Source organism: Kitasatospora sp. NPDC038210 (assembly GCF_055600605.1).
Genome location: NZ_JBVJYK010000041.1, coordinates 1 through 21,862 on the forward strand (window position 1 = coordinate 1; position 21,862 = coordinate 21,862).

Consider the following 21,862-nt stretch of genomic DNA (forward strand, 5'->3'; position numbering starts at 1 on the left):
ACCCCGATCACCTCTTCCCTCCTGACTCCCGTACCAGTGAAGTCAGGATGATCAAGAGATCACGAAGTGACCCGCTTTTGATCCGCTGTCCGTGGTCCTCGTTTCACCCGTTACCGACATCGCTCGGATCGCTGGCCGCCGCCTGGCTGCGCTCCGCCGCGGGTGTCCGGCGTCCGGTGGTGGGTGCGGGGCACCGCCAAGCCGTGAGGGTGCCCCGCCGGGCCTCATCATGTCCGTCGGACGGCGTGGTCGCAGCGAGGGCACACACGTGTGGCGAGGTAGGGCGGGTACCAGGGGGAGCCGGGGACGGGCGGCTGCCACGGGTTCGTGATCATGCCGGTGGTGTCGAGGCCGCAGGCCGTCACGGCCGCCGGGTGCGTCCGGGTCGGTGCCGGCCGCGTGCGTGACCATCCGGTCGGGCTGGTCCAGGTGGTCGATGACGACGAGGATGCCCACCACCCCCACCGTGTGCCCGGGGGCGGCGGGAGCGCACCCGGGGCGCCGCTCTGCGGGGTTCAGGCGGCCTGGGGGAGTAAGGCGGTTGTGCGGTCTCAAAAACGTGCAACTTGGCTGAAGTTGTGAGCTGCAGGTTTGCATATTGGCTGAGACGCCGATTCTGGGTCGATCACGGCGTGGTCGCTGAGCGGCGGCACATCAGTGCAGGTGATCGAAGTGAGCTCGTGGATTTGTAGGTTGGTTGAGACGTTTGGCAGATCGATTGAGACTTCCTGGACGAGTGGCTCGGGAGGGGCTCGTCCGTGGAGGGGGCCGGCACTGGCAGGAGTCTGTGATCTGGTGATCTGAATTCATCTGCCGTTGCGGTCCGATGGTGATCCTGCAGAACCATGGCTCGTGCATTCTCGCCCGCTGCAGTCCGAGCGGCCAACCCTCTGGGGCGGCAAAGGCACTACTGTTCGGCTGTGATCAACATCGATGGAGCTCGCCTCGGGGCCGAAGCCGCCCGCCGCCTGCGGCAGACCGACTGCTGCACCATTGAACCTGGCCTCAGCGATGGCGAGTTTGAGCGCATCGAGGCCGAGTACGGCATCCAGTTCTCCGACGACCACCGCGCCTTCCTGGCAGCCGGTCTACCCGTCTACTCGCCACCCGAAGAAGGCGCCACCTGGGAGAAGCCCTGGCCGGACTGGCGCAACGGCGACCCCGACGAAATCCGCTCCCACCTCGCCTGGCCGATCGATGGGGTGCTGTCAGCGGTCGAGCACGGGTACTGGCACGCCTCGTGGGGCCCGCGCCTCGCAGAACCGCAGGTCGCCCGGGCCGCAGCAGTGAAGCACCTGGCGCTGGTGCCCCAACTGGTGCCTCTCTATGCGCACCGGTTCCTTCCCGCAGGTGGCGGAACCTACGGGCACCCGGTCCTATCGATCTGGGGCACGGACATCATCTACTACGGCGAAGACCTTGCCGACTACATCAGCCACGAGTTCGAGGAAGGGTACGAGTACCCCGAGACCTGGAATCCGCGAGCCACCGTCGCCTTCTGGCAGGACTTCGTTCAGTAGTCCGTCTGCCCGCTGTGGATCTCAGACACGGTCTGACGGCCGGTGAGGTCACCGTGTGTGGTCACCGGGGGCGTACTTCTTCCAGGTTCCTCCTGCTTGAGCGGCAACGGCCTCAGTGTGGACGGCGTGGTAGCCGAGCATCCCAGCGACAACCGAGTGCGGGGCTTGAAGGACGAGCTGTTGCAGGGCCGCGGTCCGGCCGTGGAGAGTGGGGATGCCCGCGACGGAGAGCCGCCTGCCGAGGCTCGCGGGGTCCATCGGCTGCCCGGCTCGGCGCCCGGGGAAGAGCCAGTCACCCGCCGGAGCGGTGCCGTTCGGCCGGTTCGGCCGTGCGGTGTGGATGTAGTTGAGGAGTATGCCGGCGAAGGGCTCGGGGACTGGGGTGGGTGGATGGCCGAGCCGGAGTGCGACCTGATCGGCTTCGTACTGGACGTCGTGGATGGTGAGCCGAACCAGACGCCGGATGGGTTGGGCACAGAGCAGGATCAGTGCGGCGGCAACCCGCTCCATGGGCGGGAGCTCGTCGCTGATCATGACCTTGCGAACCAGGGCAATGCCGGTGCTGGCTGATCGGGACCGGGTTCTCGGTGCGGATCGTGGGCGAACCCCAGGACACCAGTCCCACGGCCCACTGGCGGTCCGGCTTCGGTGCAGCGGGACCGTTCCAGAAATCTGGAACGCCGGGCGACGGGCCTGTCGCGGGCACGGTCCCGTCCAGCTTCGGCGCCCGTCGAGCGGGTGCCCGGCGGCCCGCTGCGCCCGGGCCCGCCCGCTCGTCTGGTTGAGCCCCGGCCCGGTCCGTCAGGTTCAGTGCCGCGCCCCGGTTGGGCCGGGCAGCGCTGTCGCGCGGGCTGTCGTCGCGTGGGGGTGCTGTCGTGGGTTGTGACGCGGGCAGATACCCGCGGTCCCCTGTGGGCAGCCTGGGCGCGACAGTCTCAGGGACACCCTGCGCGACCCGGGTTTGGTCGTCTCCGTCGTCCTGGCCGTCCTGTCCTTCTTGATGGTGTTCCCCGGGGACGTGGCGGCCGTTCTGAGGGACCGCCAGGCCCCCGCATCCTGGCCCCGTGGAGCCGTCGTTCCGGCCGCCGTTCTCGCTGCGCCCCACCCCGGGGCCGTCAGGCCCCTGCCCCCGCCCCGGTGGCGCTGCAGGCGACACCCCCACACCCGTCATGGGACCGTCAGGCCCCGATCCCCAGCCGAAGGCCCGCCTCGGTGTTTCACCGTGCTCCCCAGCGGTGGTGGCGGTCTCAGGAGGCAGGACTTCCCGCACACCCGGTTCCGGGTCGACTTCGAATACAGCGCGACGGTCCGAACCGGTCTCTCCGACCCCGGGCAGCCGGTCCGGATCGGCCGCTACGGTTCTCCAGCCGGAACGATCTTCGCGAGACCATGATGCACGAGGAGCTGCACCACGGCCGGTTCGAAAGGCCCGCAGACCTGCGTCAGGAAGCGCCCCCCAAGCCGTCGGAGGCCCGCAACGCCGCCCACCTCGCCCGGACGGACACGTTCCATGAGATTGTCCGGAGGCACATGAACATCGGTGGGTGGAACGGAAGCTGGAAGAGGAAATGATCTACCGCGCACTCGACTACCAGCTGACCTGCAGCAAGTGCGGTCACGACGTGACGGGCTCGCGGGGCCAGCAGATCGTGGCCGAGGAGTTCGGCTGGTTCGACGAATGGCAGTGCGAGAACTGCGGTCTGGTCAGTTGCGACCACGGCGACGGGCCCGGGCCGGAGGGCGTCAGGCAAGGACTGCTGGCGACGTTCGGAGGATTCCGGGCCCGGCTCGTTGAAGGCCGGGACGGGACCGTCGCGGCGGCCCGCCGCCTGCGGGAGATCCTCGACTACAGCCCGGCCGAGGCGATCGGCAGGCTGAAGGCGGCGAAGGCCGGGGAACCCCTCGGAACCGCGGTCGAAGTCGAAGCCCTCGTGCAGGCACTTCGCCGGGACGGATACGCCTACGAGACGGTCGCCGCCGGATCGGAGGACTGAGCAACCGGATTCGCCGCGCGTCGGGGAGCACACTGCTTCCCGCCGCGCGGCGCATGTGCTTGTGGCGCTCCGGTCACACGCACCAGCCGTCCCTCGCATGGGGCGACCCCCGGTGCAGCCAGTTCCCGGCCTGACAGACCAGCCCGCCGCCGTACCCGAGGTGTCCTGATTCCGGAGTGGGAGTTGCTTGACCTTCGTTCCTTCCTGTTCGACCTTCGTGCTCGATCGAACGCTTCCGACCTGGTTGCTGCGCGGAGGCTAGGACTTCCCGCCCTTGCCGATGGCGATGCTGCCGTTGCGGGTCCTGACGGCCACGGAATGGCTGCTCGCGTCGTCCTTCGCGACGTCCACGGTGACGTCGCCCTTCTTCGCGGCCGTGCGGACCGCGTACTTCGAGTCCGGCAGGCCCAGCTCGACGTTGCCGTCCCTGCTCTGCACGTCGACCAGGTCGGGCACGGCGGCCAGGCCCAGGTCGACGTTGCCGTTCCGCGACGTGACGCTGACGGACCGGGCGGAGATCCCGTCGCCCTCGATGCTTCCGTCGCCGCCTTCCAGGGCCAGCTCGGCTCCGTGGAGGTCCGACAACCGTACGTCGCCCCCGGCGGTCCTGGCCGAGAAGTCCGCGGTGAAGCCGGTGGCCTCGATGCGCCCCTTGCCGCTCTCGGCGGTGACGGCGACCGCGCGCGGCACCTTCACGGTGTACTTCGCGCTGCAGTCCACCGAGATCCCCGTGCAGTCCAGCGAGAGCGTGAGCGTGCCCCCTTCGAGCTGCCAGCCGGACCCCACCGCCCCGCCAACCTTCCTGCCGCTGACCCGTCGTTCCACCTGAACGCCCTCGATGTCGGCAGCCACCAGCGCGAGGTCGGCGGAACCGGACTTGACGGTCAGGCTGCCACCGGCGAAGTCGAAGGACTTCGATTCCACGGTCGCGTCGGCCGATGCGCCGTCCGTGGTGCAGGCCGTGGCGGCGAGGCCGAGGAGCGCGGCTCCACCGAAGGCGAGAAGCGTGCGCGTGGTCAGTTCCATCGAATTCTTCCTTCGTCAACGAGCATGGTGGTGTGGAGTCCCGCACCCCGGTTCACGAGCGCAGCGCCCGGACCGCGACCGTGCGCGACACCCGGGCCGCCTGCAGGACCAGAGCGAGGCAGGTGGTGATCAGCGTCCCGGCGGCGAGCGCCCCGAGCGTGGCCCAGGGGAGGTCCGCCAGGACCCGGACGACGTCGATCCGGGCTCCCAGGGCGATGGTGAGACTCGACACGGCGACGAACAGCGCGCCGAAGACGATCGCCGTCCCCGCGTAGATCGCCCCCTCGTAGACCATCGACCGGGTGACCACGCCCGGCCGCGCACCGGCCACCGTCACGACGGCGGAGTCACGGGCGCGCTCCCGCCCGACGAGGGCGATCACGGCGAGGCCCCCGACCCAGGACACGACGAAGACCCAGCCCAGCACGACCAGGATGTTGTCCAGCCCGGCGCTGCCTCCGGGCATGACCTTCCCCATCACCATGAAGAGGCCGACGAACGACAGGGAGAGCGCGAAGGGCAGCACCGTGGTGACGCTCCTCGTCGCGCGGGCCCGGCACGACTGCACGGCAAGGTGCCAGGCGACGCCGCGCGAGGGCACCAGCGCCGTCCAGAGCTTCATCAGCGGGGTGAGCACCCACGGCCCCATCAGCAGCAGCAGGCAGACGAGGAAGAGGTTCCCCGCGAACGCGAAGGCCGTCCGCTGGGCGAGCCCGCCCTTGAGTTCGAGGCCCAGGCCGGGGACCCACATCCCGACCACACCGGCAAGCAGGCACAGAGCGAGGCCACCGCGGGCGACGCCCGGCCGCGCCGGGGGATCGGAGAAGTCCCGGAAGGCGCGCATCTCCGGCGTCCTGGCGGCCCGCCGGGTGACGCCCCAGCCCCCGAGCAGGCACGGAACCAGTCCGAACAGCACGCTCACGCCGACGTACCAGAACCGGAACCCGACCGAGGCCCCGTGCAGTTCGAGACCCGCCCCCTTCCACTGCGCGAGGGCGACACCCGCGACCAGCAGGGCGAGCGGTGCGGCCAGCGCGCCGGCCACCGCGCCCAGCACCACCAGCTCCATCCGCAAGATGAACCTGACCCGGTGGCGCGGAATCCCGAGAATCACCCACAGGGCGTGCTCGCGCCGCTGGGTCGTCAGCGTCAGACCGACCGCGGAGGCGACGATGCCCACGGCGGCGAGCACGGTGAAGAAGACGATGTTGCCGCCGAGGGCGATCGACGCGGAGACCATCCGCGCGTCACCCGCCCCCCGCGCCGCCGAGACGGCGGTGAACATCGCGATGGCCGAGCCCGCCGAGCACGCCGCGCCGACCGTGGCGCAAAGGAGCGTCCACCACCACATCGACGCCTGCAGGCGGATGTCCGACAGCACGAGCCGGATCACGACTCCTCCCCGCCCGCCTCGTCCGCCGACTGCGCCGCGAGGACTGCGTCGCCCACCGCGCGGGAGTCGCCACCGGGAATGACGGCGTGTATCCGCCCGGACCCCATCACCACGACCTGATCGGCCCGCGCGGCCGCAAGAGGGTCGTGGGTGACCATGAGCACCGTGCTCCCCTGGGCGGGAAGCGCCTGCAGCCAGTCGAGCACCACATGCCCCGACTTGAGGTCGAGCGCACCCGTCGGCTCGTCGGCGAAGACGATCCGCGGCTGGTTCGCCACCACCCGGGCCACCGCGACGCGCTGGCGCTCGCCACCGGAGAGGCGGTCGGGGCGTCGCCGCGCGTGCTTGGCGATGCCGAGCCGCGCCATGGCGTCCTCGACCCGTGCCCTGGGCACCCGGCGGCCGGCGAGCCGTGCCGGGAGGGCGATGTTGTCCTCGACCGTCAGCGAGCTGACGAGGTTGTACTCCTGGAAGACGAAGCCGATGTTCTCGCTGCGGAACGCGGCCTGCTTGCGGGGGCTGAGTGAGCGGACGTCCGTCCCGAGGATCTCGACGGACCCCGCGGTCGCCCGCTCCAGCCCGGCCGTGCAGAGCAGGAGCGTCGACTTGCCCGAACCGGAGGGGCCGACGACGGCGGTCAGCCGGCCTTCGGGAATCTCCAGGTCGATGTCGTGCAGGACGCGCGTCGTCTCGCCCCGGCGGCCGGGAATGGCGAATTCCGTCCGAAGGGCGCGCAAACGAATGCACGGCACGGGAGCGGTAGTGGAAAATGGCATGAATCAAGGAAAGCAGGGCCGGGCAGTGGAGTGCACGGGTGCCTGCACTGCTACTGGGGTAGACTTGGATCTACCGCCCGGTCGATCCGAACTGTGCGAAAATGTTGATCATGGCGCAGATTCGTGTTGCCCGGAGGCTGCTGACCGAATTCGTCGCAGCGGCCGCCTTTCCGATTCTCCTGATTTCCGTTCTCGCTGCGCCGGTCTCGGTTCCGGTGGTGGCCGAACTGGACCGCTCCAGGGCGCAGTGGTGCGGAGTCCGGACGATGCCGCTGCGACCCGCCGACCGCAGCTGGCCGCAGTGGGTGGCCGGTCGGCTGCGGGCACGGTCGGTCTGGAGGACCGACCTCCCCCTGTTCGTCACCGCCGCGCTGCTGTCCGCGCTCTCGCTGTTGGTGGGCTTCTTCGGATTCTTCGGCGCTCTGGCGCTGGTTTTCTCCCCCGTCTTCTGGGGTTTCGGCATCGCCGCGAAAGTCGGTCCGTTCACCCCGGCCGCCCTGTGGGAAACCCTCGTGGCGGTGCCCGCGGGAATCGCCCTCGGTGCGGTCACCGTGGGCGCGCTGGCCGGCATCTCCCTGCTCCGCGACCTGCTCCTGCGGGCCTTCTCGGGGAGCCGGAACCCCGACCTGCTCGCGAAACTGGAGGAACTCCGCGCCAGCCGGGCCTCGCTGACGGCAGCCTTCGAGAACGAGCGCCGGCGCATCGAGCGTGACCTGCACGACGGCGCCCAGCAGGAACTCGTCGCCCTCGTCATGCGCCTGGGAATCCTGGAAGCCACGGCGACGGCCACCGACCAGGAACGGATCGTCCGGCTGGCCCGCCAGGCTCAGGCCCAGGCGGAGCGCGCGCTCGAACGGCTGAGGGAGACGGTGCGCGACATCCACCCCAGCGAACTGAGCGATCTCGGTCTCATCGCCGCCGTCCGGGAACTGGTGGCCAGATCACCGTTGCAGGTCGAACTGACCAGCACCGGTACGGACGCCTGGCTCTCCTCGCCGATCGCCACGGCCGTGTACTTCACGGTCTCCGAGGCCCTGACGAACGTCGCCAAGCACGCGGGCGTCGGGAGCGCCCGGATCGAGATGCGGTGCACCGAGAGCGGCGTCCGCGTCCGGGTGGACGACGACGGCGCCGGCGGCGCGCGGATCAGCACCGGATCCGGGCTCTCCGGGCTGCGTGAGCGGATGCGAAGCGTCGGTGGGAACCTCGAAATCATCAGCCCGCCGGGCGGCGGAACGGAGGTCGTGGCATCCGCCCCGGCCCAACCCCCGTGGTGACGGAATCCGACAGGGAAAAGCGATGGGAAATCGATTGTGAGAATCATTCTGGCGGACGACAGTATGCTGATACGCGCCGGAATCCGGGAGATCCTGGTTTCCAGTGCCCACGACGTGATCCGCGAATGCGAGGACGCCGACGAACTGGTCGCCGCTGTCGACGGCCTCGCCGCCGCCGGAGCCGCCCCCGACCTGGTGATCACGGATGTTCGCATGCCGCCCGGGAACACCGACGACGGACTCCGGGCCGCGATCGACATTCGGTCGCGGCACCAGAACCTGCCGGTACTGGTCCTCTCCGCCTACGTCACGGGCCCGTACGTGCGCGAACTCCTGAACGGCCCGGGCGCCGACGGGGCAGTCGGCTACCTGCTCAAGGAGAAGGTGGGCAGAGTGGCGGACTTCCTGCGGGCCGTCGAGACGGTCTCCGGCGGCGGAGTGGTGATCGACCCCGAGGTGGTTCGCCACGTCACCCACGCCGACCCGCCGCGAGGCCCGCTCGCCCGGCTCACGGCCCGCGAACAGGAGGTGCTCGCACTCATGGCCGAAGGCCGCTCCAACGCGGAGATCGCGGCAGAGCTGTTCCTCTCGGGCGCCGCCGTGGCCAAACACGTGGGGAACGTCTTCCTGAAACTCGGCATGCCCTCCGGCGAGGACAACCGCCGGGTGAAGGCCATCCTGACCTGGTTCGAATACAACTAGCCGTGAGTCCTGCTGTTCGTGGAACTGCTCGACCAACGCCTCAAGTGCGGTGCAGGCATCGCCTGTGCGACGGACCAGCGCGTGTCTCACCGGCCTGCTGTACCTCGCTCGTGAGTTCGGTGGGTGTCGCCACAAAAGAGCGTTCTGTCTCGGTGGGGGTGTCGGGTAACTGGTGCGCTTCGGTGTCTTGGGGTGGACCGCGCTGCCGTGTGAGGAGCGGACGGTGCCAGCCGGGACGGCGGCCAGCATTTCGGCGGTCGCCGGGTTCTCCTCGGCGGCAAGGCGCAGGTCCACCATCGCCGGGCGAACCCGGGAGGAGGCCCTGGCGGCCAGGACGACCAGCAGCTGCGGGAAGGAGGAGCGAGGCCGGCGCCCCGTCCTCGGGCCTGCGGAAACGCCTGCAGTCATGACTGTGCGTTACGCGCAGGATGCCGGTGGGTGCGGCGGAGTCCGGCGGCGGACGCCGAAGGTCCGGCCGGCCCGTTCCTCGGGGTGCGCCCGCTGCTTCACCCGTTCGGAGCAGGGCGCCAGGCGGGGAAGCCGCCGCGTGTGGGGGCTGTCCGCGCGGCTGTGCCGCGGGCGGGCCACGCCTGCCGACAGGTCGTGCACGACTTGTCGGTCTAGCGTGTTCCCCGAGCGCCCCTGTCGACCAGGACGCGGGCGCCGACCGAGAGGGAGTGCGTGATGGAAGAAACACGCGAACCGGAAGAGGTCGAGGTCGAGGTCGTCGACGAAGAGGAACTGCCCGACTTCGCGCTGATGGTCGACGTCCCGAACTGACCGGACACGGCCACGACCGGGGCGGACCGTCGTGTCCGCCCCGGTCCCCAGGGGAGGAACGCCGAGGAGGACCGGGAGGCGGCAGTGCATGTGGAACCGGACGCCGAGCAGGCAGCTACGGACGAGGAGCGGCTGGACGGCCTGGTGGCCGGCTGCCTGACCGCCGCGGGGTGCGCGCAAGCGGCGTGGCAGCAGCAGGATCTGCGCTACCCCGGGCTGCACGCGGCGGCCCACCGGCTCCAGCAGGCCCGCAAGAAACCGTCCGACACAGCCGAGCCGGAACAGAGCACGCAGCTGGTGCACGGTGTCGCCGTCCGCGCCCGGGCCAGCGCCGAACGGGCCCGCGCCACGGCCGCGGACGCCGGCTGGGCCGTGGACCTCGCACCGCCCGCGGAGGACCACCTGACGCAGAGCGTCCGCCGGGCCCTGCGCCGGATCCCCGCGCGCGCCGACCGCGTGGCGAGTGGGCCCGCCGCCGAGCTGGGCGACTGGAACGCCGACCAGCGCGCGGTCTTCGCCGCTTGCCGCCGGGAACTGGAGCAGGCGTGGCCACAGATGCTGTCCGAACTCGGCGTCACCCTGCGTCAGGTCGCCCTCCTGGAAGGCGACGCCATCGACGGATTCACCGACTTCACCGTGCACGGCACCGCCTTCGTCAACCGCCGGCGGCTCACCGACGAACACGACAGCGGTCTGCCGGGACCGGTCCGGCTCGCCGAGGCACTGGTGCACGAGGGCACCCATAACCGGTGCAACTCGGCTGCCGCAGGCACCCCCTTCCTGCGGCCCTGCGACACAGACGTCCTGCTGCACACCCCGCTGCGCACCGACCCGAGGCCGCTGGCCGGGCTGTTCCAGCAGGTGGTGGTGCTGGCCCGGCTCGTGCTGCTGTACCGGCGCCTTCCGGACGAGCCGGGCGTACGGGCACGCCACGCGGTCCTCCTCGACCAGGCCAGGGACGGGGCAGCCTGCCTGCGCCGGCACACCGACGGGCTGACCCCGGCGGGCGAGGAGCTGCTGCGGCAGGCCGAGGCCGTCGTCGGCTCCGACGCAGTCGCCGACGCCGGGGCAACGGCATGAGCCCCGCCGCCGGCAGGATCCGGCCGGTTCAGGTCCGTACGCTCTTCCCCGAGGCACCGGGGTTCCTGATCGGCCGTGTGGCCGCCCGCAGCCCCCTCTTCGCGGCCAACGACGCGGCCGGCGGGCAGCCGGTGCTCATCGGGTCGGCAGCGGGTACCGAGCGCGACGATGTCGCCCGGCGAGCCGAGGGCGAGCTGCTGGAACGGATGCACAACGTCCTCGCCGGACACCGCGCACGGCAACTCGCCGTCGTCGGCTCGTACACCGCACTGCGCCGGGCGGGCCGGCCCGCGATGGACCCGCGGGCCTGGCCGCAGCTGCAGCGGTCCGCCGGCGTACGGGAGACGGAACTGGCGTGGGTGGACGGGACTTCACTGCTCACCGCGGACCCACTGCTCGTGCCGGCCTGCGCGGTCTACCTGGCGCACCGCCTGCCCGTCGGCTGCGCGGCGCCGCTGTGTCCCGGCTCCACGGGACTTGCCGCGCACCGGACCGCCGCCGCGGCGCGCCGGCACGCCCTGCTGGAGGTCCTCGAACGGGATCTGCTCTGGCACGCCTGGTACGCGGACGGGCCGCGCTCGTCGCCCCGCGGCCCGGCGCCGCTCGGCGCGCCGCTGCGTCAGGTCCTGGACGCACTGGGGCTCCGGGAGCACTGCGTGGTGCTGCCGGGCCCGGCGGGCAGCGCGTGTGTGGCGGCCTGCCTGGCCGCCGCCGACGGCACCCGGCAGAGCTTCGGCGCCCGAGCCACCGACAGCGGACTCGCCCCGGCCGCCGCGGCCGCCGTCCGGGAGGCGCTGATGGTGCGCTGGAGCATGGGCAGCGCCAGCGCCCGCACCGCCTGGACGCGGCTGCGCGCGGACCCTGAGCGCCCGCCCTGCGGCCCGCTGGAGCACGCCCTGCACACCTTCCACCGCCAGGACAGCCTCACCCACCTCCTGTGTGGGGCCGTCGAGGGCACGTGGCAGGGGCCGCTTCCGCTGTCGGCCGAGCAGGATCTGCCCCGCCTGCTCGCCGAGCACACCGGCGAGGACGTGGTCGAAGTCCCCACCACCGTCCCGGGACTCGGCGACGGTGAGGCGGTGGTGCGCGTGGTGGCCCCCGGCGCCCGCCGGATGCCCGTTCACGAACCACCGCAGGCCGCCACCGCGGCCCCGCCGCAGCCCCCGCACCCGCTGGGCTGACCCGAGGAACGGAGACGACCGTGTCCGCCCCAGCCCCCCGCCCCCCGGCGAGCGCCCCGTACGCCCCGTACGCCCGCCACTTCGCCGACCGCTACGACACCTGGTTCGGCAAGCCCTCGGTGACGGCCGACACCGTCGCCCTCCTCGCGCGCCTCGCCGGCCCGGGCACCGCGCTGGAACTCGGCGTGGGCACCGGACGCGTCGCCCTGCCCCTGTCACAGCGAGGGGTACGGGTCGAAGGCATCGACGCCTCGCCCGAGATGGCGGCCCACCTGGCGGCCAAACCCGGCGGCGACCGGATCCCGGTCACCATCGCCGACTTCACCCGGCCCCCACTGACCGGGCGCTCCTACGACCTGGTCTACCTCGTCGCCGGGACCCTCTTCGAACTCGCCACCCAGGACGACCAGCTGCGCTGCTTCCGGGCAGCCGCACAACTGACCAGCCGGAACGGGGTGTTCGCCCTGGACGCGTTCGTCCCCGAAGTCCTGGTCGCCTCCGACGGACCGGAACGCCAGGCGATCCCGACGACCAACGGCGACGAGGTCGTGCTCCGCCGCAGCTTCGACCGGGCCGCCCAGCACTACCACTCCCACTACCGCATCACCCCGGGCGACGGCAGCCGCCCCGTGGACATCGACGTCAACTTCCGCTACGCGGGCACCGGCGAACTCGACCTGATGGCCCGCCAGGCCGGCCTGGAACTACGGGAACGCTACGGCGGCTGGAACGGCACACCGTTCACGGACGGCTGTGCCTACCACGTATCGCTCTACCAGCACGCCCGCTGACGGGCAGCCGCTGACATGCCCACCTGGGCCTCGGCCGTACTGGCCGCCACCGTACCGACCGCCCTGGCCGCCTTCGTCCTGTGGGGCGCCCGGACCTCGCCGCACCGCCTCTTCTCCTGGGGCATGTACTCCGGCTCCTCCAAGGGCTTCCTGTGGATCCGGCACGAGGGCCGCGTTCACCCGCTCGACATCGAACAGCTCCGCCTGGCCCCGGGCAGCCACTACCTCACCGTCCACGAACTGCGCCACCTGCTCGCCCGCACCGACCTCGACACCCCGCTGAGCGGCTTGATCATCGGCTCCGACGGCGGCTGGCACCTGCACTACGACCCCACCACCCGCAAATTGCGCCTCACTCGCCTCCCCACCGGTCGACAGCTGCACATCCTGGCCGAAGCCCTCCGCGAGGCATCGTGACCACCACCCACGCGGCCGCCGCACTGCTCCTACTCCTCGCCGTCACCTGGCAGGCCGCCCTCACCCTCACCGACACCCGCACCATCGCCCGCCACTACCCCGACGGCCACGCCTACCGCCCGGGCCGAGGATGGACCCGGCCCGCCGAGTTCGCCGTCCAACGCCGCCTCGCCCTGACCCTGCTCGCCGGCGTCGCAGCGCTGTCGACCGCCATCGGATGCCGCTGGGCCGCGCCCGGCACCGCCGCCACCGCCGCCTACGGAACCAGCTGCGCGCTCCTGCTGCTGCTGGTGCTCAACGAACGCCGGTACAGCGGAGGCCGCTTCACCACCGTCTGCGTGGCCCTGCTCACCGCCGCCCTCGGCCTCCTGGCCCTGCCCGCGCCCGGTGCCGCCGGCCTGTTCGCCTCCTTCTTCGCCGCGCAGCTCTACCTCGTCGCCGGCATCCGCAAGCTCCGCTCACCCCACTTCATCAGCGGCGGCGTCCTGATCGACAACCTCGCCTACAACGCCGTCCAAGCCGCCGCCGGAAACCGCGACTTCCCCGCCTGGCCCCGGCTGACAGCACTCAGCACCATGCTCACCAGACCGGCCCTGTACCACTTCTGCCGCGCGGCCGCCATCGCGACCGCCACCACCGAGATCACCCTCGGCCTGGCCGCCCTCGGCCTCCTCCCGGCCGCGGCCACCCTCACCCTGGCCATCCTCGTGCACGGCGCCTTCCTGCTCATCAGCCCGCGGCGCATCGTCCCCTTCTCCGCCGCCTCCCTCGGCCTGCTCGTCCTCGCCATCACCCACCCGCTGCTCCCCGCCCTCACCTCCTGGTCCTCCTGAGGCCGGCCGGCGTCCATGAGGCGCGTGCCGGAAAGTCCGCGCAAGTCCGTGATCCGGAAGGCTGGTCTGGGCCTGCTTGAGGGATCCGGCAACCCGGACGGACAGGACACGGGCGAGGGAAGGGCTGGGCGTCGACGACGACCGGGGCGGGCCGCACGCCCCAGGTCAAAGCCTTGTCCGCTACCGGTTCGCGGGTCTGGCATTCCCGGCACGGCGGCCCCACCCGCAGTCGGGGCCGCCGGCCGGCCGCGCCCCCGTCACCGCGGCCAGCTTTCCACACGGCCGGGGCCCCGCGGACCACCCCCGTTCCCGAGAGCCCGGGCCGGCCGGGCTGGCCTGCGGTCACGGTCCCAGCCCGGCAACCGGGTCGGCCCGGGGCAGCTGCTGCCCCGGGCCGACGCGGCCCTGTCCGGCCGCGTGCCGGGAGCGGCCAGGGTCAGAAGGGTGGTTCCCAGCCGTTCCCGTCGTCTGTGTGGTCGAGCGGTGTGGGCCATTGCTGCGGATCTCCCGGGTGGTGCACCCACTGGCGGCCCGCCCATTCGCATTCCGGGATCGCACCCTCGGAGTCGTCGGTGCACCGGTGGGCCCACCCGCGGCCCACCATGACCGGCCGGGTCACCAAACCGGCGGCGGTCTCCTGCACCCGCAGGACGATCGGGTGCTGCGGAAGTAGCCGTAGACGGTGGGCCGGCCGGGGCCGGTGCCGAACTCGACGCCGAGAGCCTCCCGGAACGACGGGGGATCAGCCTGGAACCGGCGCAGCTCCCGCATGCCCGGCAGCGCCGTGGCGACCTCGGCGACGCCCATGCCGAACGACAGCGGCCCGACACCGTCCAGGGGCATCAGCTCCCAGTACGCCCACGCCGGCCCCTGCCCACCACCCGGATGCCCCGAAGCCGCCATCTTCCCGTCCGTCTCCGTCCCACAGCGTTGCGCGATTGCCCGTACCGACGCCCGTCACGGCTCTCCACGGCAGGCAGCCACGGCCGGCAACGTCCACGCCGGGCACCGTAGTGCCCGGCGCCGACACACCCCCCGGCCCTGATCGACAGGATCACAGCGCCCGGCCGGCCCCGGCCCCACAAGGGCGATGCCCCTCCCGGACCCGGTGCTCTCCGGTCGGCGTGAACCGCGCGGGCCGGCCGGCCCGCGCGGTTCACATCCGGTGGTAGGGATGAGGATCCGTCAGTTCTTCTGCTTGGGGGTGAAAACGAGCACGCGGTCCAGGAGCAGTGAGGAGAGTGCCGGGCGGGTGAGGGTGTCGGGCTGCATGTAGGCACGGGCCACGACGCGGATCGTGCCCAGGTCGACGGGCCGCTCGGCCCCGTACTGGGCGCAGAAGTCGGTGCCGACGGGCGGGAGGGTGGTGACGTGCGGTCCGGAGGGACCGCTGTCGCCGGCGCGGGTGAAGGACCAGGCGTAGAGCTTGTCGGCGTCCGGCCGGTCGGGGATGTAGTCGTTCGCGGTGCCCTGGAGGTCGACGTTGTTCTGGGCGGCCAGGGCGACGGCCGCGTGGGCGTCGGCGTTGAACGTGACGCTGGAGTAGCTCGCCTGTCCGGTGGTCACGTGGTTCGCACCGTAGGCGACCGCGAAGGAGCCGTCCGGCAGCGAGAAGTTGCGGGTCAGGGGGTCGTCGGCGTCATTGGAGAGGCCGTCCACCCCCGTGGTCGGGGGATCGGTGAGCAGGTTGTCCTGCAGCCCGGGGTTCGACTCCTCGAAGCCGCGCTCGACGACCTCGTCGTGCACGTCGAAGCCCGGGTGGGCGTCGATGATCCGCTGGCGCAGGGTCTGCAGGGAGGGGTTGAGGTCGAGTTCGGTGGCGCCGGTCCCGGAGACGCGCAGGTCCGGGACCGGCAGCGGGTCGGGTCCGTAAACCGGCTTCGTCTCGTCCCCCGAGGTGCTCTGCGGTCTCACCCGCAGGACCTGGATCGGGGGGTTGGCGCGGTAGTCGTCGAGCGCCTTCTCGTAGCCGTGCTCGGGCACGATGGTGCGCGTCCCGACGAGGAACTGGTCGGCGTCCGCGTCGAGGCCGAGCTTGTACATGGCCGGGGGGATGGTCATGTCGTTGACCGCGCCGCCGAGGCCGGAGGCGTCCAGCATGCGGTTCACTTCGTCCCGGGTGCGGCCGTTGCCGGTGATCACCACGGCGAATGGCCGGTTGTAGGGGGATCCGCCGGTCGTCTTCACGGTCTTGTTGTTGATCGGGTCGCCGACGGAGGTCCACACGACCGGACCGGTGTGCAGGGAGCCCTTCACGTTGGTGAGGTCGAAGGAGAAGTACTCCTCGGGCGGTGGCGTCGTACCGATCAGGACGACGGCCTCGTCCTGCCGCAGGCGCCACGTCACGGGCGGGTTGGTGTTGGGCGCCTGGCCCGGCACCTCGGGCATGTTGGTGACGATGTAGGGCGACTGCGGGTTGGGCCACAGGCCGCTGAAGACGGCGCCCTCGCAGTACCTCTTGTTCAGGTCGAAGACGGCCTCGCTGCCTTCCTGCGAGACGTAGCCGGCCTTCGTCAGCTGGCGCTTGAACCGGTCCGCCTGGTGGCTGGTGCCGCCCGGCGGGGAGTGGGGACCGTCGGCGGCGTCCGAGACGGGAGAGGCGTCCCTGGCGTAGGACGACGGAGTGGCTGCCATCGCGGCCGGTGCGGTGAGCAGCAGGGCGCCGGCCAGGCCGAGGAGAGCGGGACAGCGCCGCAAGGGAGAGGTGTCCATGTCATACATCTATACGAACCAGTGCCCGGGACAGTTCTACACGCCGCATGCGCCCGTCGACCTCACCCGTCCGGAACACCCGTTGCCGGTTACCCGGCGCACCCGGCCCGGGACGACCGGGTCCGAGTGGATGGCCGCCAGGTGCCGGTGGCCCGGAAGGGGCGATCCGCTCGTCCAGGATGTGGCGGTCCACGTCCTGCGGCAGTGCGGCCCAGGTCGGTCGACTTCCGCGGATTGCCTGGGGCCATGCCGCGCACGAGCGACCGAATCAGGCACCGTGGTCGGCGGGGGAGGTAACGACGGCGACGGGCGGGCCGCTCGGTGCAGGACTTCTCCGGCTCATGAGCAAGCGTTGGCCGGCCCTGTTCCTGAAGCGGTCGGCGGGTGCCTTTCGCGACGGTCGTGTAGCGGCGTGCTCCCGTTCGTGGATGGTGGAAGTCTGGTGAGGTGGGGCCGCTCTGCCGGAGGTACCGCATGTCGGATGCTCGGATCACCGATCTGTACGAGGTGACGATGGCCCACTCGTACCTGGCGGAGGGTATGACCGCTCCTGCGACATTCAGCCTCTTCGTGCGCAAGCTGCCGCCCGGTCGTGGGTTCCTCGTCGCGGCGGGTCTGGAGCCGGTCCTGGCCCATCTCGACCGGCTGCGGGTGGACGAGGACGACGTGGCGGCGTTCGCGGCCGCGCTCGGCCGTCCGTACCGCGACCTGGAGCCGCTTCTCGGGCTCGGTTTCAGCGGGGAGGCGTGGGCGGTTCCGGAGGGGAGGATCGTTCTGGCCGGGGAGCCGTTGGTGGAGGTGACCGCGCCGTTGCCGGAGGCACAGATGGTGGAGTCGTTCCTGCTCAACCAGGTGTGCCACCAGACTTCGGTGGCGTCGAAGGCCGCACGCTGTGTGCTGGCGGCAGGGGGTCGGCCGGTGGTGGACTTCTCGCTGCGACGTACCCACGGCGTCCGGGCCGGTGAGCAGGCGGCCCGCTTGGGCGCCATGGTGGGCTTCGCCGGCACGAGCAACGTGGCGGCCGCCGACGCGTACGGGCTGCGCGCGGTCGGCACGATGGCGCACTCGTACATCGAGGCGTTCGGCGACGAGGCCGAGGCCTTCCGGGCCTTCGCCCACTCCCATCCCGGACCGGTGACCTTCCTGGTCGACACGTACGACACCGAGGCCGGGGTCGCAGTCGCGGCCCGGGTGCTGAGGGAACTGGGGCTGCACGACGGGTGCGCGGTCCGGCTCGACAGCGGGGACCTCGGCTGGCTCGCGGCCGCGACCCGGAGGATCCTGGACGCCGCCGGGCTGCCGCGGGTGCTGATCACGGCCAGCGGAGGCCTCGACGAATACGGCATCGACGCCCTGGTGCGCGCCGGAGCCCCGATCGACCTGTTCGCCGTCGGCACGCTCGTCGGGGTGTCGGCCGACGCACCGTACCTGGATGCGGCCTACAAGCTGGTGAGCTACGACGGGCGACCGATGATGAAGCTGTCCACGGCCAAGGTGACCGCGCCCGGCGCCAAGCAGGTCTTCCGCGGTCCGGGCTTCGCCGACACCGTCGCGCTGCGCGAGGAGCCCGCGTCGCCCGGGACGTGCCCGCTGCTGGAGCGGGCCATGGTGGGCGGGCGGCGCACCGGACCGGCGCGGTCGCTCGCCGATGCCCGCGCCGCCTTCGAGGCAGACCTGGCCGAGCTGCCGGCTGAGGCTCGCCGCGTCACCGACCCAGTCGCCCCGCGAGCCGCGACGTCCGAGCGGCTGCGCCGACTCACTGCTGATGTCCGGCGAGGGATCGAGGAACGGCTGCGGGGTGTCGACACGCCGGGGTCGAACGTGCGGGCGGATTGACCCGGTCTGCCGACACGTGCTGCCGTCCAGTCAGAGCGGGCTTCCCGGAGCCCGGCGTGCGGGTCGTGCGGATCCGGCCGATGCTGCTGGAAGAAGGTGTTCGAGCGCGCTGTGCCGTTGCGCATGGCGCGGCTGCCAGCACGTGCCAGGCCAGGCCCGGAAGGGCGAGCCATGGCGGACAAGCAGGGGCGCCGGAAGATCGTCGCCGGAGTGGACGGATCGGAGCAGTCCAGACGTGCCATGAGCCGGGCGGTGTGGCAGGCGGAGCTGACCGGTTCCGCTGTGGAGGCTGTCATCGCCTGGGAGAGCTGCCGTTCTCCGAAGGGGGCGGCGACATTCCCGCCGCCGAGAAGAGGGTGTACGCGGACACCGCGCGGAAGGTTCTGACCGAGAGCGTCGCGAAGGTGCTGGGCTCCGAGCCTGCGGTGGAGATCATCACTCGGGTGACGGAGGGCACCACAGCCCAGGTGCTGCTGAAGGCCGCCGCGGCTGACGAGGTGGCGCCGCCGGTGGTGGGCAGTCGGGGGCTCGGCGGCTTCACCGGGGCTCTGCTGGGCTCCGTCGGGCTGCACTGCGCCCAGTGCGCTCCGTGCCCGGTCGTGATCGTGCGAGGCCGCTGACGCCGGAGCGCCGCGTCCGTCCGGCACGGATCACTGCTCGGATTCCCCGGCGGCTTCGTAGGTCTTGGTCCAGGTCGCGCCGCACCGGCAGTGGTACTGCTCCTCCAGCTCCCCTTCGCCGTTCACACCGAGACCAACCGACAGTCGCACATGGACGTGACCGCTCATTGACCACCAGCTTCTTGCTTCGTACCTCAACAGGTTCCGGCCATCATGCACGAACGTCAGGCGCATCGGAAGGCGGAGCAGGCGGATTCCTCACCCGAAGGCCTGGCCCCTGTCCCTCCGGTCCACTGTCGTGACCGACCCGTGGAGCCTGCGGCTGCGGCGACGAGAGGAGTGAAGAGGTGTCCAGGAAGAACACGGACGACGACTCGGTCAGTCCCGGGTCGGCGCACGCCGGGGACAGCGGGCGGCGGGTGGCCGAGCTCAGACAGCGGCTCGGGCGGTCGTACTGCCGGTCAACTTCCGGGTCCTCGATGGCGCGGTGATCTTCCGCACAGCCGCGGGCAGCACCCCGGCCGCCGCCGTCTGTAACCGCGTCGCATTCGAGGTCGACCACATCGACGAGGCCCAGCGCAGCGGATGGAGCGTCCTCGTGAAAGGCGCCGCGACGCCGCTCGACGACCCGGAAGCCATCGAGCACCTCGAACGGCGCGGCAGCCCCGACCCGTGGGCGGGCGGAGGACGCGACGTGTGGATACGGGTCAAGCCCTCGTCGATCACCGGTCGCCGGATCCGCATCATGGACACGCCAGCCTCAGCCCCGGGCCAGTGAGGGGCGCGGACGGGGCGAGATTCCGGCCTGCGTGGCGCGGTCTCCTGATCAGCCGACGTCCATGGCGAGGCCCACCCCGAGGACGCGGTCGAGGTAGGCGAACGTCTCGAACTTCGCGCCGCAGGGACCGCGATCGCTCTCGGCCCGGGTGAGGAGGGTGAGGAGGGCTGGGGTGTCGAGGTCGGCCATGGCAATGCGGGCCTGGTGAAGGACTTCAGCCGCTACGGGAGATGACGGTTCCTCGGCCCACGCGGCCATGGCGGACCGCCAGCCGATCAGGGTTCGCCTGGCGGCGTCGACGGCGGTGTCCGTCAGTGCCAGAGGCCGGTCATATTTGCGAATGAGCAGTGCAAGCCGTACGCCGAGCGGCTCGTTCGGCCCGGAGCGGCGTGGGGGCCAAGCGGCGTCCGTGGCCGTGCTCAGTTGGCGGAGCGGGGCGACCCGGACGTGGGTGCCCGTGCCCGCGGCGGCCACTGTCTGTTCGGTGACGTGGACGACAGCCGGTCCGCCGGTCTCTTCGGCAACCTCTTGAACGCTGCCGTAGGCCGCCGGTGGGTGGATGCCGAGGGCGCTCCCGTCGTGGAGGAAGTCAGCCCAACGGCCATCGTCATGACTGGGGCCGGCGAAGGTCACCAACGCCTGGCCGCCGAGGAGTTCGCAGGTGCGTCCCAGCAGATCGGCGACGAGTGGCACCCGCAGGTCACCCAGGGCGGCAGTCGGGCGCACGTGTGCGCTGACCCGCAGCGGGGAACGGCGGAGCAGCGCGGTGGGGAGGAGCTGTGGTGCGGCGCCGGGCGGCCCCGGCTCGCGCGGCTCCGACACGGGGGTCATGCCGAACATGCGACCATCCCGTAGAAGCCCTGCTGAACGGGGAAGTCGGCGCCAGTACCGCTCGCCTCGGCTCGCAGAACAGCGATCCGGTCAACGGGGTGAACCGGCTCCTGGCCGACGAGGTCGGTCCCGGACGCGGGCGTGACGAGAGGGCGGCACCCCCCGCGATCGACCGTGCGTGCACCTTGCCGCCGGGCGGCAGGCGGTTCGCGGAACAGGGCGAGGGCGTGCGATGGCTGCCCGTCGTCGGTCAGGGGTGCTGCGCCGTCGTCGGGGAGAAGCCCACGGATGTCCGCAGCGGACCGGGTTCCGGCGCGGGCACTGCCCGACTGGTGAGTGGCGCCCACTGCGGTCAGTACCGCCAGTCGTACTCGTCGCTGTCGTCGTCCCAGCCGGCCGCGTCCCGGGCATCCAGCAGATCGTTGAGCTCCTCTGCGCTCAGCTCACGGTACCCATCGGATTCCACCACTGCGTCACCCTCCTGTTGGTACGCACCGTCCCGAAGCGGCGGTCGGTGCCGGCCGCCGCGGAGCGTCATCACCCTCCCGTCCTTCATACTCGCTTCTTGCCTGTTCGGCCCGCCCGGGTGCGGCGGGGGTGGGAAGGCAGCGCTGTGTGCCGGTTCGGACCCGGCCCGCCGGAGGCGTTCAGAGGCCGGGGGGTGTGCGTCGGCCCCGGCCTCCGGTTCCCTGCTCAGTGCGAGGCGGTTGCGTCCGGGGCGTCCACTTCGGGTTCACCGGGGGCCGGTAGGGTCACGCGGCGGTAAGGCCGGAGAACGAGGCCAGCGGAGACGCGGTGCAGGCGGTGGGGGAGCGCGCGGTGGCCCGGGTGGGGCTGGGGACGATCGCCAGGGAGTGGGGTCGGATCGGCGCCATCGGCTTCGGTGGCCCGCCCGCCCGCCCGCCCGCCCGCGCGCATCGCTCTGCTGCGGCAGTTGTGCGTCGAGCGCCGGGCGTGGGATCGCGGCGGCCGAGTGCAGCGGGTGGAGCGTCCTGGTCACCGGCTACGCCTCCACCGTGAACAACGAGGTGGAACCGCCCGGCGCGACGACACCCGACGGGCGCTACGGGCCGGCACCGGCGGGAAGGCTGATGCGGATCAGCCCGACCATCGTCACCGGCCGCTCCTTCACCCTGCCGGTGTGACCCGTCCGCCGGAACCCTGCGGAACGTGGTCGCGGGCATGGCGCAGACGTAATCTGGTCGCAGGATCCCCCATACGCCCAGCACCCGGGGGAGGCACTCGTGGTTGCCAGCACGTCCCCCATAGACGACGGGGCCTCGCCGGACCCGGCGACCGGCCCACCGGAGGGCGC

At 71.6% G+C, this 21,862-nt stretch carries 20 protein-coding genes and 1 pseudogene; 14 read left to right on the forward strand and 7 right to left on the reverse strand.

Annotated features, from left to right (window positions below; all coding sequences use genetic code 11):
• Positions 1-920: 920 nt before the first annotated feature.
• Positions 921-1,520, forward strand: coding sequence for a hypothetical protein (locus ACZ7KX_RS39775; protein WP_470330814.1), 600 nt, complete (start codon positions 921-923; stop codon positions 1,518-1,520).
• A gap of 48 nt (positions 1,521-1,568) precedes the next feature.
• Here the strand turns inward: ACZ7KX_RS39775 and ACZ7KX_RS39780 are convergent, their stop codons facing one another.
• Positions 1,569-2,054 (reverse strand): hypothetical protein, encoded by a 486-nt coding sequence (locus tag ACZ7KX_RS39780; protein ID WP_470330815.1) that lies wholly within the window; start codon positions 2,052-2,054, stop codon positions 1,569-1,571.
• A 1,010-nt stretch (positions 2,055-3,064) separates the two neighbouring features.
• On the opposite strand from ACZ7KX_RS39780, the gene ACZ7KX_RS39785 reads away from it, so the two are divergent.
• Positions 3,065-3,514, forward strand: a complete 450-nt coding sequence (locus tag ACZ7KX_RS39785) for a hypothetical protein (protein WP_470330816.1) — start codon at positions 3,065-3,067, stop codon at positions 3,512-3,514.
• A 258-nt stretch (positions 3,515-3,772) separates the two neighbouring features.
• Here ACZ7KX_RS39785 and ACZ7KX_RS39790 read toward each other — a convergent pair whose 3' ends face one another.
• From ACZ7KX_RS39790 to ACZ7KX_RS39800, 3 genes are read right to left on the reverse strand one after another with little or no spacing between them, the layout of a single operon-like run.
• Positions 3,773-4,540 (reverse strand): DUF4097 family beta strand repeat-containing protein, encoded by a 768-nt coding sequence (locus ACZ7KX_RS39790; protein ID WP_470330817.1) that lies wholly within the window; start codon positions 4,538-4,540, stop codon positions 3,773-3,775.
• 52 nt (positions 4,541-4,592) lie between these two features.
• Positions 4,593-5,933, reverse strand: coding sequence for an FtsX-like permease family protein (locus ACZ7KX_RS39795; protein WP_470330818.1), 1,341 nt, complete (start codon positions 5,931-5,933; stop codon positions 4,593-4,595).
• A complete protein-coding gene (locus ACZ7KX_RS39800) occupies positions 5,930-6,670 on the reverse strand; it encodes an ABC transporter ATP-binding protein (protein WP_470330819.1) in 741 nt (246 codons plus the stop codon). The genes ACZ7KX_RS39795 and ACZ7KX_RS39800 overlap by 4 nt, the downstream gene beginning before the upstream one ends.
• Before the next feature lie 305 nt (positions 6,671-6,975).
• Between ACZ7KX_RS39800 and ACZ7KX_RS39805 the strand changes: the two genes are divergently transcribed.
• The 7 genes from ACZ7KX_RS39805 (at position 6,976) to ACZ7KX_RS39835 (ending at position 13,770) form a co-directional block, all read left to right on the forward strand.
• A complete protein-coding gene (locus tag ACZ7KX_RS39805) occupies positions 6,976-7,986 on the forward strand; it encodes a sensor histidine kinase (RefSeq protein ID WP_470330820.1) in 1,011 nt (336 codons plus the stop codon).
• 33 nt (positions 7,987-8,019) lie between these two features.
• Positions 8,020-8,688 carry a response regulator transcription factor gene (locus tag ACZ7KX_RS39810; RefSeq protein WP_470330852.1) on the forward strand — a complete coding sequence of 223 codons (669 nt, stop codon included), beginning with the start codon at positions 8,020-8,022 and terminating at the stop codon, positions 8,686-8,688.
• An 864-nt stretch (positions 8,689-9,552) separates the two neighbouring features.
• The gene (locus tag ACZ7KX_RS39815) at positions 9,553-10,548 is read left to right on the forward strand and encodes an aKG-HExxH-type peptide beta-hydroxylase (RefSeq protein WP_470330821.1); all 996 of its coding nucleotides are present in this window, start codon (positions 9,553-9,555) and stop codon (positions 10,546-10,548) included.
• Positions 10,545-11,729, forward strand: a complete 1,185-nt coding sequence (locus tag ACZ7KX_RS39820; RefSeq protein WP_470330822.1) for a YcaO-like family protein — start codon at positions 10,545-10,547, stop codon at positions 11,727-11,729. Before ACZ7KX_RS39815 ends, ACZ7KX_RS39820 begins: the two co-directional genes overlap by 4 nt.
• 20 nt (positions 11,730-11,749) lie before the next feature.
• Positions 11,750-12,520, forward strand: a complete 771-nt coding sequence (locus tag ACZ7KX_RS39825) for a class I SAM-dependent DNA methyltransferase (protein ID WP_470330823.1) — start codon at positions 11,750-11,752, stop codon at positions 12,518-12,520.
• 15 nt (positions 12,521-12,535) lie between these two features.
• Positions 12,536-12,937 carry a hypothetical protein gene (locus ACZ7KX_RS39830; protein ID WP_470330824.1) on the forward strand — a complete coding sequence of 134 codons (402 nt, stop codon included), beginning with the start codon at positions 12,536-12,538 and terminating at the stop codon, positions 12,935-12,937.
• Positions 12,934-13,770 (forward strand): hypothetical protein, encoded by an 837-nt coding sequence (locus ACZ7KX_RS39835; RefSeq protein ID WP_470330825.1) that lies wholly within the window; start codon positions 12,934-12,936, stop codon positions 13,768-13,770. Before ACZ7KX_RS39830 ends, ACZ7KX_RS39835 begins: the two co-directional genes overlap by 4 nt.
• 615 nt (positions 13,771-14,385) lie before the next feature.
• Here the strand turns inward: ACZ7KX_RS39835 and ACZ7KX_RS39840 are convergent.
• On the reverse strand, positions 14,386-14,613 hold the full coding sequence (locus tag ACZ7KX_RS39840) for a hypothetical protein (RefSeq protein ID WP_470330826.1): 228 nt from the start codon (positions 14,611-14,613) through the stop codon (positions 14,386-14,388).
• 342 nt (positions 14,614-14,955) lie between these two features.
• Entirely contained in the window at positions 14,956-16,482 is a 1,527-nt protein-coding gene (locus ACZ7KX_RS39845) for a hypothetical protein (RefSeq protein ID WP_470330827.1), read from the reverse strand.
• A 474-nt stretch (positions 16,483-16,956) separates the two neighbouring features.
• Here ACZ7KX_RS39845 and ACZ7KX_RS39850 point away from each other — a divergent pair, with 474 nt between their 5' ends.
• From ACZ7KX_RS39850 to ACZ7KX_RS39865, 4 genes and pseudogenes are all read left to right on the forward strand, one after another.
• Entirely contained in the window at positions 16,957-18,318 is a 1,362-nt protein-coding gene (locus tag ACZ7KX_RS39850) for a nicotinate phosphoribosyltransferase (RefSeq protein WP_470330828.1), read from the forward strand.
• 240 nt (positions 18,319-18,558) lie between these two features.
• Positions 18,559-18,705, forward strand: a complete 147-nt coding sequence (locus ACZ7KX_RS39855) for a hypothetical protein (protein ID WP_470330853.1) — start codon at positions 18,559-18,561, stop codon at positions 18,703-18,705.
• Positions 18,675-18,938, forward strand: coding sequence for a universal stress protein (locus tag ACZ7KX_RS39860; protein WP_470330829.1), 264 nt, complete (start codon positions 18,675-18,677; stop codon positions 18,936-18,938). The genes ACZ7KX_RS39855 and ACZ7KX_RS39860 overlap by 31 nt, the downstream gene beginning before the upstream one ends.
• Before the next feature lie 448 nt (positions 18,939-19,386).
• Positions 19,387-19,716 (forward strand): annotated as a pseudogene (locus ACZ7KX_RS39865) (pyridoxamine 5'-phosphate oxidase family protein); the annotation flags it as partial.
• Positions 19,717-19,764: 48 nt separating this feature from the next.
• Here the strand turns inward: ACZ7KX_RS39865 and ACZ7KX_RS39870 are convergent.
• The gene (locus tag ACZ7KX_RS39870) at positions 19,765-20,556 is read right to left on the reverse strand and encodes a hypothetical protein (protein ID WP_470330830.1); all 792 of its coding nucleotides are present in this window, start codon (positions 20,554-20,556) and stop codon (positions 19,765-19,767) included.
• A 1,007-nt stretch (positions 20,557-21,563) separates the two neighbouring features.
• Between ACZ7KX_RS39870 and ACZ7KX_RS39875 the strand changes: the two genes are divergently transcribed.
• A complete protein-coding gene (locus tag ACZ7KX_RS39875) occupies positions 21,564-21,692 on the forward strand; it encodes a hypothetical protein (protein WP_470330831.1) in 129 nt (42 codons plus the stop codon).
• Positions 21,693-21,862: the final 170 nt, after the last annotated feature.